The sequence below is a fragment of the Pseudomonas sp. genome (assembly GCF_037994325.1).
GTDB lineage: Bacteria > Pseudomonadota > Gammaproteobacteria > Pseudomonadales > Pseudomonadaceae > Aquipseudomonas.
Window position 1 is genome coordinate 1 of record NZ_JBBNAH010000728.1, and the last position, 12,338, is coordinate 12,338.

Here is a 12,338-nt window from a genome sequence, read left to right on the forward strand (position 1 = left end):
TTAGGTGACGGTAGTGCTCAATCTGACAAACCTGTTCGACCATTCGCGCCCGAAATAAGGTTTCTTCATCAATAAAGGCAATGCCGACCAGGTAGTCCGACGGCAGCTTTTTGCACCAGGCCACTACACCGCTGTAGCGCGCTTGGTCACCCAGCAGCGGAATGCGCAGCTCCACGGCGGTACCGCGACGAAAACCTTTAGCGGAATTGCAGGCCACGCCGCCGAGGCTGATATTGTGCAACCGCTGGCGTGGCAGGAAGGCATGCTTGCGCTGGACTAGCTCAACTGGCATATCACTGGGATGACGCAAAAACTGTCGCATTACGGCAAAACTCCACTACATCGGATGATGGCTTATGGGCATCACTGCTAGCAGCATAGCCTGCCAATCCGAACTGACGGATTTCGATGCAGATCGCTTACTGCTCGATTGGCCGGGCACGTCGCTGTTGATATTTACGAGCATAGGTTGTGCCAGTTGCCGCTGGGCCCGGCAAACGCTGCCGGACATGGCCCTGCCGGTGACGCGCCTGTGTTGGATTGATGCCGCCAACAATGGCGGTTTGGTCGAGCGTTATGAGGTTTTTCACTTGCCCGCGCTGTATGTCGTGCGCGATGGTCAATTTTTCGGCGCGGTGCACTCGCGCTTGACTACAGCCGAGCTGAGCGCCGCTATTGGCGCGGCGCTGGCTCATTCACCTGAGGAGCTTCCTTGATGTCTGATACCCACAGCCCGCGCATTGGCATTATCGGCACCGGTGCTATTGGCGGTTTTTATGGGCTTATGCTTGCGCGTGCCGGTTTTGACGTGCACTTCTTGCTGCGCAGCGAATATGCCGCCGTACGCGAACGCGGCCTGCAATTGAACAGCGCCGTGCATGGTGCACTGCAGCTTGAAAACGTTCAGGCATATTGCAATGCCGCCGACATGCCGGCCTGTGACTGGTTACTGGTCGGCGCCAAAAGCACCAGCAACGCCGAGCTGGCGCCTTTAATCAGCAAGGTGGCGGCGCCCAACGCTAACGTTGTGCTGTTGCAGAACGGTCTGGCGGTGGAAGAGGGCTTGCGGCCGTTGCTGCCGGAGTCGCTGCATCTGCTAGGCGGCCTCTGCTATATCTGCGTTCACCGTTCAGCTCCCGGCGTGATCGAACATCAAGCGCTAGGCGGGGTTAATCTCGGCTATCACAGCGGCCCGGCGACCGATACAGCGGCGCAGCTAGCCATCGCCGAAGAAGGCGCGGCGATGTTTAAGAAAGCAGGGCTGGATTCCACCGCTATGCCCAACCTGGCGCAGGCGCGCTGGCAAAAGCTGATTTGGAATGTGCCTTACAACGGCTTGTCGGTGGTACTCAATGCGGGCACCACGGCACTGATGGCTCACGCTGAAACCCGTGCGTTGATTCTGGCGATCATGAAGGAAGTGATCCAAGGCGCTGCTGCCTGTGGTCATGTCATTCCTGAAGTATTCGCCGACAAGCTGCTCGCTTCTACCGACCGCATGCCGGATTACCTGCCCAGCATGTACCACGACTTTGTCGAAAAACGCCCGCTGGAGCTGCATTACATTTACGCCGAGCCGCTGGCCGCCGCCGAACGCGCGGGCGTCGACCTGACGCGTATTCGCGCATTGCAGCAACAACTGACCTTTATCGACAGTCGCAACCTGAATTGAGGTGCTTATGAGCAAGGGGCTGGCGGACAAACTGGTACTGGCAATTTCCTCGCGCGCATTGTTTGACCTGCGTGAAAGCCACCGCATCTACGAAAGTGAAGGCGTGGAGGCGTATCGCCAATACCAGATTGAGCATGAGGAAGAGATTCTGGCGCCCGGAGATGCCTTTCCCTTGGTGGAAAAACTGTTGGCCTTGAACACAAGGCTTGGCCAGCAGCGTGTCGAGGTGATTCTGGTCTCGCGCAATAGCGCGGATACCGGCCTGCGCGCGTTTAACTCGATTCAGCACTACGGTCTGGGCATTTCCCGCGCCGCTTTTGTTGGCGGTCGTAGCCCTGATCCGTACTTGGCCGCCTTTGGCTGTCACCTGTTTCTCTCTACCCATGCTGAAGATGTACGCAGTGCGCTACGCGCCGGCTTTGGTGCGGCGACCATTCTTTCTGGCGGCGCTCGTCGCGCGGCGAGCAATGAACTGCGTATTGCCTTCGACGGTGATGCGGTGCTGTTTTCCGATGAGTCTGAGCGGGTATATCAGGCTGGCGGCCTGGTGGCGTTCCAGGCCCATGAGCGCGAGTCGGCCCGTGAGCTGCTCGGCGGCGGGCCGTTCAAACCGTTCTTGGCCGCATTGCACAACCTGCAACAGGAGTTTCCGCAGGAGGACTGCCCGATTCGCACGGCGCTGGTCACCGCACGCTCGGCGCCGGCCCACGAACGGGTGATCCGTACCTTGCGCGAGTGGAATATTCGTCTGGACGAGTCGTACTTTCTCGGTGGCCTGGAAAAAACCGCGATTCTGGAAACCTTCGGCGCCGACGTGTTTTTTGATGACCAAGCCGGGCATTGCGAAAAAAGCCGTGAAGTCGTGGCCACCGGGCATGTTCCCCATGGCATCAGCAACGAGCCGCAGCTCTAGTCTCCCGGCCTTCTTACCGCCCGTTCGTCTTGGCGAGCTAACGGCGCGTGGATTTATAGCCAGCGCTGCTAAGCTGAACCCAGGCCGTTAAGAATGCAGTTAGGAGGCCGCATGATTCGCTCAATTCTTTACGCCACTGATTTAGGCCTTTACGCCCCCTATGTGTTGCAACACGCCCTGTCTATAGCGCGCGCCTTCAAGGCCGATCTGTACGTGGTGCATGCCGTTGAACCCATGGGCTTGTTCGCCGAATCGGTACTGAAAACCTACCTGGACGAAGCGGTACTCACGGAGATTCGCACCAATGGCCTGACTGGAGTGTTGGCCAGCATTGAACAGCGGGTGTTTGAAGGCTTTCGCGATGAGATGGGTGATACCCAGCAGGATATGGACATGGTGCGAGCGGTGCGGGTGGTGCAGGGCGATCCGCCGCAGGTCATTCTCACCGAGGCGCAGCGCTTTAATGTCGACTTGTTGGTGGTGGGGAGCCATAGCAGTCACAACGGTGTGCAGGATATTCCCCTCGGGCGCACCGCCGCGCGCTTGGTGCAGATTGCCGAAGTGCCGGTGTACCTGGTGCCCATGCTGCAACACCGCAACCGGGCCGACTCGTAGGGTGATGCGCACCGGCGGTTTGTAAGGAGCGCTGCGGTGCGCAGAGCACACCCCTATAGGGGAGTCATTGCGCAATCTGCATAAAAATGGTCTAGATTTAGCCTTCTAACCATTATTATGGTTATATAAGGCCTTTGGCGTCTGCCGTGTCGCTTTTCAGCTTTGAGGGATATTTATGAAGCTCCAGCAACTGCGCTACATCTGGGAAGTCGCGCACCACGATCTCAACGTCTCTGCTACGGCGCAGAGCCTGTACACCTCGCAGCCAGGCATCAGCAAACAGATCCGCCTGCTGGAGGACGAATTAGGCGTTGAGGTCTTCGCCCGCAGCGGCAAACACCTTACCCGCGTTACCCCGGCAGGCGAGCGCATCATTACCACCGCCGGTGAAATTCTGCGCAAAGTTGAGAGCATTAAGCAGATTGCCCAGGAATTCTCCAACGAGAAAAAAGGCACGCTCTCCATCGCCACTACCCACACCCAAGCGCGTTATGCCTTGCCGGCGGTGATCAGCAGCTTTATCAAACAGTACCCCGACGTGGCCCTGCATATGCACCAGGGCACGCCAATGCAGATCGCCGAAATGGCCGCTGACGGAACGGTCGACTTCGCCATCGCCACTGAAGGTCTGGAGCTGTTCAACGACCTGATCATGATGCCTTGCTACACCTGGAACCGTTGCGTCGTGGTGCCCCAAGGCCATCCGTTGACCAAACTGCCCAAGCTCACCTTGGAAGCCTTGGCCGAATGGCCCATCGTCACCTACGTGTTCGGCTTCACCGGTCGCTCCAAGCTCGACGAAGCCTTTAGCCACCGTGGCCTGACGCCGAAAGTGGTATTCACCGCTGCCGACGCCGACGTAATCAAAACCTACGTCCGCCTGGGCTTGGGCGTGGGCATCGTGGCGAAAATGGCGGTCGACGCCAAACTTGATCCGGACTTGGTAGTGCTGGATGCCAGTGAACTGTTCGAACCGAGCGTGACCAAAATCGGCTTCCGCCGCGGCACCTTCCTGCGCGGTTTTATGTGCGACTTTATTGAAAAGTTTGCCCCGCACCTGACCCGCGATGTGATGGCCAAAGCGGTGCAGTGCCATAACAAAGTGGAGCTGGAAGAGCTGTTTCACGGTGTTGAACTGCCGGTGCATTGATCGCCGGCAGTTTGCCTGTTGATGGGAGCGGACGGCGGATGTGAGTCCGCCTCCTGCTCGCTGGTGCGCCGTTACAGGTTGGTCGCCACCACCCGTTCCCCCTGCTGATGATGGCTATGGCCATTTTTGCATTCGCCACTTTCACACTTGCCACTACAGGTTTTCTGCAGGCGGCGTTGTGCTTGAATTTCCGGCATGTCGCGACGACGCATATACACATGCAGTGCCGGGGCAAGGTTGAGGCGGTCGTCGATATTCTGATCAAGCAGCAACTGAAGGCAGTCGCGGCTCAAGGCCATTAAATCGCCTTCGAGCTGTACCCAGACAAACTCACAACTCGGCGTGATGCTGCTTTCCACCACGTCGAGGCCAAACGAGTCCTCGCTGAAACGCACTAAGTGCTGGCCTGTTTTGCTGTTAAAGCCGACGAAACCTTTCAGGTCGTCGGCGGCGGCGCAAATGCTCGCGGATGTAATGTTCATGCTCGACCTCATGGGCAAAAAGCGCAGTAGCGCGGGTCGCACGGTTATACGGCGGCCCTGGCGTGGCGAACTTGCCTCAGGTCAATGCCGGCTCAATGAGAAGTTATTGCATTCATTCGTCTTGCGGTTTTGGCGGTGGCCCTTTGTGGTCACCTTTGTCATGGCCTGGCGGATGCTCGGGCATGGCTGCCAAGGTGCCGTCGAACTCCCGGCAAACCCCTTTGAATGTCTTGCCGTCGGGACTCTTGAAACTCACCGTGCTACCAACGCTTTGCCCTTTGCATGCCTCAATGGCGAAAGGCGGCGGGCCTTTGCGGTGCTCGCCGTTGGGTGGCGGCGGGGGCATGTCGGCGGCCATGGCGAGAATAGTGATAAAGGTGGCGGCGAAGGCCGTGCTGGCAATCAGCGGGAGATGGCGCATGGCAAATCCTCTACAAACGGGAGGTGCCATTCAAACCAGAAGGGTGGGTGCCAGCACGCGAATTTACCCTGCTGATACAAAAATGCCGGGTGAAGCGGATGGGCTTAGATAGTGGGCGGGAGAGGAAAAAGCCCTTGCTCGGCAGAGCAAGGGCTAGCAGCAGGATCAGTCCTGGCGGCTGGTCACTTCCAGCAGGTGGTAGCCAAACTGGGTTTTCACCGGGCCCTGCACCACGTTTACCGGCGCGCTGAACACTACGGTGTCGAATTCTTTAACCATCTGGCCTGGGCCAAACGAGCCGAGGTTGCCGCCGTCACGGCTGGATGGGCAACTGGAGTTGTCCTTGGCCACTTGGGCGAAGTCAGCGCCGCCTTCGATGGCAGCTTTCAATTCATTGCACTTGGCTTCGGTGGAAACCAGGATGTGGCGAGCGGTGGCTTTAGGCATGGCAGAAATTCCTTCTGAGAAAGGCGACGAGCCTACCCGAATTGCCAGCGTATTCAAGGCTGGCACGCCAGCATCAGACCTGTTGCAAACGTTGCAGGGCGAGCGGGGCGTTCATCCGCTGGGCGAGCTCGAGCGCCGTCAGACCACCTTGCTCACGGGCGTCGCGATTGGCGCCGTGGGCCAGCAACAGGTCGATGGCAGCGCCTTGATTAAACATCGCTGCCATCATCAACGCGGTCTTACCGTCCGGCGTGGCGCCTTCCACATCGGCACCCTTGGCTAGCAATAATTCGATCATCGGCAAGTTGCCTTTAAACACCGCGCCAGCCAGTGGCGTTTGCCCGTTGTTATTACGCAGGTCGGCATCTGCGCCGTGTTCGAGCAGCAGGGCAACGGTGTCCAAGTGGCCGTGGTAACTGGCCAGCATTACCAGGCTGTCGCCCTTATGGTTGCGCAAGTCGGCGGGCAGGCCTTGGGCGAGAAAAGCCTGCAGGTCGCCGGTGGCGCCAGCGCGAGCGGCATCAAAAACGCGTTCGGCAAAGGCCAGGGTTTCGTCGTCGAGGGTGGCGGGGGAGGTGGTCATTGGGGCTGCTCCTTGCTCATTGATTGGCGTTGGCGGCAGCTTAGTCGTCAGGGGCAACAACGGCTTATTGAGATTGTTGATGACGACGATGCGAAGTGGCCGCGGGCGCTTTTCTTTAACCCGCGACCTAGGGCAGCAAACCCGCTTCGCGATAACCGTCGATTAATGCATCGTAGAGCGCGATATCAGCCCGGCTTCTGGCAACCAATTGGGCCCCTGCTATGGCAGCGTAAATAGCCCTGGCGCGTTTTTCACTCTTCTGCGCGCTTACCACGCCCGCTACTTGCAACAACTCCGTTAGCCAGGCCACGTTGATGTCGGCAAAGGTTTGTACTTCAGCCTTTACCGGCTCCGGCAAGTCGTCGTACTCGGCCGCCATGTAGCTGCACAAGCACAGCCGGTTTTCGCTTTGGAGCGAGCGGCGAAAGATCGCGGGGTAATGGCGCAGGCATTCCAGCGGGTCTTGGTTTTCGCTCTGTAGGGTTTGCAGCGCCGCGGCGGTGTCTTGCCAATAGCGCTGAGCTACTGCAGCGCCGAGGTCGGCTTTGGTGGGAAAGTGGTAGTGGATGCTCGCGCTCTTTATGCCGACTGTTGCTGCCAGATCGCGGAAATTCAAACCGCTATAGCCATGGGCCTGCGCAGACTTTTTCGCAGCTTCCAGAATGGCTTCCCTAGCATTGCTACTCACTTGTACAACCTCGCTAAAGACGGTGCCTTATGGAGGGGAGGCACGGGTGGCCATTCTAGTCCTCAGTTATTTACCTGCCAACTGATAGATAGACGTTGACCGCCGCTGTTCAACTCTTCTAAAGTTTACCTATCAACTGATAGGTAGGAGATTGAGATGAGTACCCAGAATTGCCCATTTGATGTCGCTACGGTGCCCTTTATGAAGATTTACGACTGGCACACCGGCCCTTATCCCGCGCGGGTGCGTATCGCTTTGGCGGAGAAAAACCTGCAATCGCGAGTGCAGTTCGAGTCGGTCGATTTATGGAAAGGCGAGCACAAAACTCCAGAGTTTCTCGCCAAAAATTATTCCGGCACCTTGCCTGTTCTAGAGCTAAACGACGGCACCCTGCTGGCCGAATGCACCGCCATTACCCAATTCCTCGATGCCCTGGACGGCAACCCCACGCTTACCGGCCGTACGGCAAAAGAGCAGGGCATCATTCATATGCTCAGCAAGCGCGCTGAGCTGGAGTTGCTGGATGCGGTCAGCGTGTATTTCCACCACGCGACGCCAGGGTTAGGCGCGGATGTGGAGCTCTACCAGAATGCCGAGTGGGGGCTGCGCCAGCGCGATAAAGCGTTGCGCGGCATGCGCTACTTTGACGGCCTGCTGCGTACCCGGCCGTTTATTGCTGGCGACGCGTTTTCAATGGCCGACATTACCGTGATCGGTGGTTTGATCTTTGCCGGATTGGTCGAGCTTGAAGTGCCTAGCGAGTGCGATGCGCTGCTTACCTGGTACGGCCGCATGCAAGAACGGCCTAGCGTGCGCAACCGGGTAAGCCTGTCGCACCCTGACGCTTAAGCACAGCTAGACGTAGGTTTAAGAGGTTTTAAGCGATAGCCCAACGCGCAACAGTTGGGCCATGTCGCGCGCCCGCTCTCGCAATAGGGTCGATGCCTGCTGACACGCGTCCTGCAGGCTCATCGGCCCGCTGGCCAGGGAGAAAGCGGCATCAATGCCCACGTCATATAGCCGCGCGTAGCCCTCGCCCAAGGTGCCTGCCAGCACCACCACCGGCAGCCCAAACTGCTTGGCTACTCGAGCCACACCCAGCGGGGTTTTGCCGTGCAGGGTCTGGGCATCGAAGCGGCCTTCGCCTGTCACCACCAGATCGGCGCCGTGCATTTTTTCCGCCAGGCCGGTGAGCTCCGCCACCACTTCCACGCCAGGGCGGAAGGTGGCGTTGAGGAAAGCCTTAGCCGCAAAGCCGATGCCACCGGCAGCACCGGCACCGGGCTCGTCCCGACGGTCAGTACCCAGCACTACCGCCGTCAAATCGGCGAAGTGGGCGAGGGCGGCATCCAGTTGTTCAACCTGCTCAGGCGTGGCGCCTTTCTGTTTGCCAAAGGTGAACGATGCTCCGTGGGGGCCACACAGCGGGTTATTTACATCGGCAGCCACTTGCACCTGCACATCGGCTAAGCGCGGGTCGAGGCCCTTGATATCGAGAATGCTCAGCACCGACAACGGCAGGCCACCAGGGCCAATGGCGTGGCCGCCGGCATCCAACAGCTTGACGCCCAGCGCTTGCAACATACCGGCGCCGCCGTCGTTGGTGGCGCTGCCGCCGATGGTCAAAATTACCTTTTGCGCACCGGCATCCAGGGCCGCGAGGATTAATTCGCCGGTGCCACGGGTGGAGCTGAAACGCGCATCCCGCAATTCCACCGGCACCAGTTGCAGGCCGCTGGCTTCAGCCATTTCGATAATCGCCGTGCGCGATTGCGCCAGCCAGCCCCAGCGGGCTTTTACTTGCTGGCCCAACGGGCCGCTGACCAACGTGCTGCGGGCCTCGCCCTGCAGAGCGGCAAGAATCGCCTCAACGGTACCTTCACCGCCGTCGGCCATGGGGCACTGCACCAACTCGGCGTCCGGCCATACGTCCTTGAACCCCAACGCCATGGCGGCGGCCGCTGCGGGCGCGCCCAGGCTGTCTTTGAATGAATCGGGGGCAATGACGATTTTCATAACAGGCTCCGGCATATAGGTGCGCCCATGCTGGCACGCTTTATTGCTGCCTCGCTTTGGCCAGATTCACAAGGCAGTGCTGTTCGGATTGTGCAGACGGACAAAAGTCAGCCGCTGCTGGGCATCAGTTGCACGGCCAGGTAAAGCTCCACGAGGTCGTCCAGGCGGGTCATGTCCTTGCCGGTCAGCTCGGCGATGCGCTCCATGCGGTAGCGCAAACTGTTGCGGTGAATACCCAACGCATCGGCGCAGGCTTGGGGCTGGCCGTTGTGTTCACACCAGGCGCGCAGGGTGCGCAGCAGTTGGCCATTGCCATCGCGGGCGACGATGTTGTGCAACGGCACCAACAGTTCGCCCAGGGTGTCTTCGGCGCGATGGGTCCATAACAGCGTAGGCAAGCGGCAGCGGGTCAGTGACAGCAACAGACGATAGGGTTTCACCGCCTGCCCATAGGCCAGCAGCTCGGCAATCCGGTGGCAGCAACGGCGCAGCGCGTGAACGTCGGCGCAAGGCATGCCGGAGGCCATACGTTGCAGGTTCCAGCCCTGGGCCTTGAGGCGTTCGCTAAAACGCTGCGGGTCGATGCTGATCGGGCAGCACCACAGCACGGTGTGCGGGGCCGGGGCGCTGCACCAACTGTCGGTGTAATGGCCGCGCAGCCATTCGGCCAGCTCGGTGGAGTTTTGCCCGTCAGCGATTTCGATCAGGTGCGGGGTGCGGCTCAGGTGCGGTTTCAGGCCCAGTTGATGGGCTTCGTCGATCAGTCGCTGCGAGCCACCGGTTTCGCCGAGCAGCACGGCGAGCAAATCATCGCAGCGGGTTTTGCGCCATTGCTGTTCGGCTTGAATGCGGCTTTGGTCCACCAGCATTTCGGCGGTCATACGCACTAACTCGGCGTAGGTGCGCAAGGCTTGTGGGTCGCCGGAAATACCCAACACGCCGATCAACTGTTCATCGTGCATCAGCGGCAGGTTGATGCCGGGTTGTACGCCCTTGAGGGTGCGCGCGGCCTGTTCGTCCAGCTCAACAATGCGGTGGTTGGCCAGCACCAATTGCGCGCCTTCATGGCGGGTATTGATGCGGTTGGGCTCGCCACTGGCCAGAATCAGCCCCTGGCTGTCCATCACATTAACGTTGTAGGGAAGAATGGCCATCGCCCGGTCGACGATGTTCTGCGCCAGCTGGTGGGTGAGTTCGAACATGGGCGAGTCCTGGCAAAAAACGGTTGGGCAACGATACAACAGTGGCCCCTGCTGAATTGTTATCTCGCCCAAATGTGGGCGCAGCAGAGCGGCAGGCGTGGATGATAAAGGCTAGATGACTGAAGTTTTTTGTGCGATTACACAGAAAATTGCCGGCAAAGGGGTGCAAAGCCCCAAAGCGCTGCACGGGCCAACTCACTAAGCTCGAACGGTCCGCAGCGTCGGCATAAAAATAACAAGCACAGAGGATTGACCCATGCCCAACCCTTCAATCAAGGACGTGGGCGACGTTGAAGGCGATCACGTCTACCGTCGCGTCACCCTGCATCTGATTCCCTTCCTGTTTATCTGCTACCTGTTCAACTACCTGGACCGGGTCAACGTCGGCTTTGCCAAGCTGCAAATGCTCGATGCCCTGAACTTCAGTGAAACCATCTATGGTTTTGGTGCCGGCATTTTCTTTATCGGCTATGTACTGTGCGGCCTGCCCAGCAACCTGGCACTCAGCCGGTTTGGCCCGCGGCGCTGGATTGGCTTGATGATGATCACCTGGGGGTTCTTCTCCACGTGCCTGTTGTTTGTCACCACGCCGCTGGAGTTCTACGTGCTGCGCTTTCTTACCGGTATGGCGGAAGCGGGCTTTTTCCCCGGCATCGTGCTCTACCTTTCGCGCTGGTACCCGAACCAGCGCCGTGGCCGAATCATGGCGTTGTTTATGTCGGCCATTCCGGTTTCCGGGTTGATTGGCGGGCCGTTCTCCGGCTGGATTCTCAACCACTTCGCCGCCGGCCACGCAGGTTTGGCCGGCTGGCAGTGGATGTTTCTGATTCAGGGCTTGCCCACCGTGCTGCTCGGCGCGCTGGCCTTTGTGCTGCTGTGCGACAACGCCGAAAGCGCGCGCTGGTTGTCCCCTGAACAACGCGCCAGGGTGGCGGCGGATATCGCCTTTGATGACCGCAGCCGACCAGTACAAGCCAATGTTTCGGTGCTGTCGGTGCTGACCATGCCGTTTGTTTGGGTGTTGGGCTTTATCTACTTCTGCATTCAGAGCGGCGTGTATGCGATCAACTTCTGGCTGCCGTCCATCATCAAAAACCTCGGCTTCAGCGATGCCCTGGTAATTGGCTGGATCAGCGCCGTGCCGTACCTGGCCGCTGGCGTATTTATGCTGCTGGTCGGGCGCTCGGCGGACCTGCGCAACGAACGCCGCTGGCACTTGGTAGTGCCCATGCTGATGGGCGCCATTGGCTTGGTGATTGCCGCCAACTTTGCCACCGTGCCGGTTATCGCCATTCTTGGCCTGACCATCGCCACCATGGGCGCGCTGACCGGCCTGCCCATGTTCTGGCCGCTGCCTACGGCTTTCCTCAGTGCCAGCGTGGCGGTGGCGGCACTGGCGTTGATCAACTCGATTGGCCAGATGGCCGGTTTTCTTAGCCCTTACATCGTCGGTTGGATCAAAGACCAGACCGGCTCTACCGATATGGCGCTTTATAGCTTGGCCGCGCTAACCGTCGTCGGCAGCTTGGTGGCGTTGCGCGTGAGTCGTCCGGTGAAGGCGGCATCAACCGCCGCGGTGTGATAACGGGCGGTCGGCGCTAGGGGTGGCGTTTCGTTTATTGCGATTTTCGATTATTTCGAATAGTCTGTTCGTAGTTACGTTTCGCTGCTCTGGAGTTTTGCCATGACTACTGCCGACCTCAAACTCACCCCTCATCCTGCCGAACGTGAAGTAGCGGCTGCTGTGCAGGGGCAGCGCACGCTGGCTGCCTACCTGGCCACAGGGCTCGACACCCAGCGCATCGAAATTTTCGACAAAGACGACATCGCCCATGAAGTAGAACTGCCGACCTCGGCGCTGCGCTTGCTGGTGGAAATTCTCGGTGAGTTGGCCCTGGGCAATGCGGTGAAAGTGGTGCCCATTCATGCCGAGCTGACTACTCAGGAAGCAGCCGACATGCTCAATGTCTCGCGCCCCCACTTGGTGAAGATGCTCGAAAATGGTGAGTTAAAGTTCACCAGAACCGGTCGTCATCGCCGCGTGCTGTTTGCCGATCTGATTGCCTACAAAACTCACCGTGACCAACACAGTACAGAGGCAATGGCCGCTTTGGCCCAGCAAGCGCAGGAGCTGCGCATGGGGTATGAA

Annotated in this window: 15 protein-coding genes and 1 pseudogene; 8 read left to right on the plus strand and 8 right to left on the minus strand. The window is 59.1% G+C overall.

All coding sequences use genetic code 11. From position 1 onward, the window contains the following. A partial coding sequence (locus AAAB16_RS24235; protein WP_340665644.1) for a PilZ domain-containing protein occupies positions 1-322 on the minus strand: 322 nt, incomplete at its 3' end. Between the two features lie 34 nt (positions 323-356). Between AAAB16_RS24235 and AAAB16_RS24240 the strand changes: the two genes are divergently transcribed. The 5 genes from AAAB16_RS24240 (at position 357) to cysB (ending at position 4,350) form a co-directional block, all read left to right on the plus strand. Continuing rightward, the gene (locus AAAB16_RS24240) at positions 357-716 is read left to right on the plus strand and encodes a thioredoxin (protein WP_340665645.1); all 360 of its coding nucleotides are present in this window, start codon (positions 357-359) and stop codon (positions 714-716) included. Continuing rightward, positions 716-1,672, plus strand: a complete 957-nt coding sequence (locus AAAB16_RS24245; protein WP_340665646.1) for a putative 2-dehydropantoate 2-reductase — start codon at positions 716-718, stop codon at positions 1,670-1,672. Before AAAB16_RS24240 ends, AAAB16_RS24245 begins: the two co-directional genes overlap by 1 nt. A 7-nt stretch (positions 1,673-1,679) precedes the next feature. Continuing rightward, positions 1,680-2,585, plus strand: coding sequence for a 5'-nucleotidase (locus AAAB16_RS24250; RefSeq protein ID WP_340665647.1), 906 nt, complete (start codon positions 1,680-1,682; stop codon positions 2,583-2,585). A gap of 111 nt (positions 2,586-2,696) precedes the next feature. Continuing rightward, positions 2,697-3,200 carry a universal stress protein gene (locus tag AAAB16_RS24255; RefSeq protein WP_340665648.1) on the plus strand — a complete coding sequence of 168 codons (504 nt, stop codon included), beginning with the start codon at positions 2,697-2,699 and terminating at the stop codon, positions 3,198-3,200. A gap of 175 nt (positions 3,201-3,375) precedes the next feature. After that, complete coding sequence (gene cysB / locus AAAB16_RS24260; RefSeq protein WP_340665649.1) at positions 3,376-4,350, plus strand: HTH-type transcriptional regulator CysB; 975 nt, start codon at positions 3,376-3,378, stop codon at positions 4,348-4,350. Between the two features lie 167 nt (positions 4,351-4,517). On the opposite strand, the pseudogene AAAB16_RS24265 reads toward cysB, so the two are convergent. From AAAB16_RS24265 to AAAB16_RS24285, 5 genes and pseudogenes are all read right to left on the minus strand, one after another. After that, positions 4,518-4,832 (minus strand): annotated as a pseudogene (locus AAAB16_RS24265) (DUF2025 family protein); the annotation flags it as partial. A 112-nt stretch (positions 4,833-4,944) separates the two neighbouring features. Beyond that, on the minus strand, positions 4,945-5,253 hold the full coding sequence (locus AAAB16_RS24270) for a hypothetical protein (protein ID WP_340665650.1): 309 nt from the start codon (positions 5,251-5,253) through the stop codon (positions 4,945-4,947). Positions 5,254-5,418: 165 nt separating this feature from the next. Continuing rightward, positions 5,419-5,700 (minus strand): peptidylprolyl isomerase, encoded by a 282-nt coding sequence (locus AAAB16_RS24275; RefSeq protein WP_108097253.1) that lies wholly within the window; start codon positions 5,698-5,700, stop codon positions 5,419-5,421. Positions 5,701-5,773: 73 nt separating this feature from the next. After that, positions 5,774-6,283, minus strand: a complete 510-nt coding sequence (locus AAAB16_RS24280) for an ankyrin repeat domain-containing protein (RefSeq protein WP_340665651.1) — start codon at positions 6,281-6,283, stop codon at positions 5,774-5,776. A gap of 127 nt (positions 6,284-6,410) precedes the next feature. Continuing rightward, positions 6,411-6,971, minus strand: coding sequence for a TetR/AcrR family transcriptional regulator (locus AAAB16_RS24285; RefSeq protein WP_340665652.1), 561 nt, complete (start codon positions 6,969-6,971; stop codon positions 6,411-6,413). Positions 6,972-7,127: 156 nt separating this feature from the next. Here AAAB16_RS24285 and AAAB16_RS24290 point away from each other — a divergent pair, with 156 nt between their 5' ends. Next, entirely contained in the window at positions 7,128-7,820 is a 693-nt protein-coding gene (locus AAAB16_RS24290; protein WP_340665653.1) for a glutathione S-transferase, read from the plus strand. A gap of 18 nt (positions 7,821-7,838) precedes the next feature. Here the strand turns inward: AAAB16_RS24290 and AAAB16_RS24295 are convergent, their stop codons facing one another. Both AAAB16_RS24295 and AAAB16_RS24300 read right to left on the minus strand, forming a co-directional pair. Beyond that, positions 7,839-8,987: a glycerate kinase gene (locus AAAB16_RS24295; protein ID WP_340665654.1), complete on the minus strand. Its 1,149-nt coding sequence runs from the start codon at positions 8,985-8,987 to the stop codon at positions 7,839-7,841. A 107-nt stretch (positions 8,988-9,094) separates the two neighbouring features. Beyond that, positions 9,095-10,189, minus strand: a complete 1,095-nt coding sequence (locus AAAB16_RS24300) for a sugar diacid recognition domain-containing protein (RefSeq protein WP_340665655.1) — start codon at positions 10,187-10,189, stop codon at positions 9,095-9,097. 256 nt (positions 10,190-10,445) lie between these two features. On the opposite strand from AAAB16_RS24300, the gene AAAB16_RS24305 reads away from it, so the two are divergent. Together AAAB16_RS24305 and AAAB16_RS24310 are read left to right on the plus strand one after the other, a co-directional pair. Continuing rightward, entirely contained in the window at positions 10,446-11,771 is a 1,326-nt protein-coding gene (locus AAAB16_RS24305) for an MFS transporter (RefSeq protein WP_340665656.1), read from the plus strand. 102 nt (positions 11,772-11,873) lie between these two features. Further along, positions 11,874-12,338 (plus strand): helix-turn-helix domain-containing protein (locus tag AAAB16_RS24310; protein WP_340665657.1); only part of this gene is annotated, 465 nt, incomplete at its 3' end.

Excerpts from the sequence above, each read along its gene's own strand:
- AAAB16_RS24240 (WP_340665645.1), top strand. The coding sequence starts at position 357 with ATGGGCATCACTGCTAGCAGCATAGCCTGCCAATCCGAACTGACGGAT.
- AAAB16_RS24245 (WP_340665646.1), top strand. The coding sequence starts at position 716 with ATGTCTGATACCCACAGCCCGCGCATTGGCATTATCGGCACCGGTGCT.
- AAAB16_RS24250 (WP_340665647.1), top strand. The coding sequence starts at position 1,680 with ATGAGCAAGGGGCTGGCGGACAAACTGGTACTGGCAATTTCCTCGCGC.
- AAAB16_RS24255 (WP_340665648.1), top strand. The coding sequence starts at position 2,697 with ATGATTCGCTCAATTCTTTACGCCACTGATTTAGGCCTTTACGCCCCC.
- cysB (WP_340665649.1), top strand. The coding sequence starts at position 3,376 with ATGAAGCTCCAGCAACTGCGCTACATCTGGGAAGTCGCGCACCACGAT.
- AAAB16_RS24270 (WP_340665650.1), bottom strand. The coding sequence starts at position 5,253 with ATGCGCCATCTCCCGCTGATTGCCAGCACGGCCTTCGCCGCCACCTTT.
- AAAB16_RS24275 (WP_108097253.1), bottom strand. The coding sequence starts at position 5,700 with ATGCCTAAAGCCACCGCTCGCCACATCCTGGTTTCCACCGAAGCCAAG.
- AAAB16_RS24280 (WP_340665651.1), bottom strand. The coding sequence starts at position 6,283 with ATGACCACCTCCCCCGCCACCCTCGACGACGAAACCCTGGCCTTTGCC.
- AAAB16_RS24290 (WP_340665653.1), top strand. The coding sequence starts at position 7,128 with ATGAGTACCCAGAATTGCCCATTTGATGTCGCTACGGTGCCCTTTATG.
- AAAB16_RS24295 (WP_340665654.1), bottom strand. The coding sequence starts at position 8,987 with ATGAAAATCGTCATTGCCCCCGATTCATTCAAAGACAGCCTGGGCGCG.
- AAAB16_RS24300 (WP_340665655.1), bottom strand. The coding sequence starts at position 10,189 with ATGTTCGAACTCACCCACCAGCTGGCGCAGAACATCGTCGACCGGGCG.
- AAAB16_RS24305 (WP_340665656.1), top strand. The coding sequence starts at position 10,446 with ATGCCCAACCCTTCAATCAAGGACGTGGGCGACGTTGAAGGCGATCAC.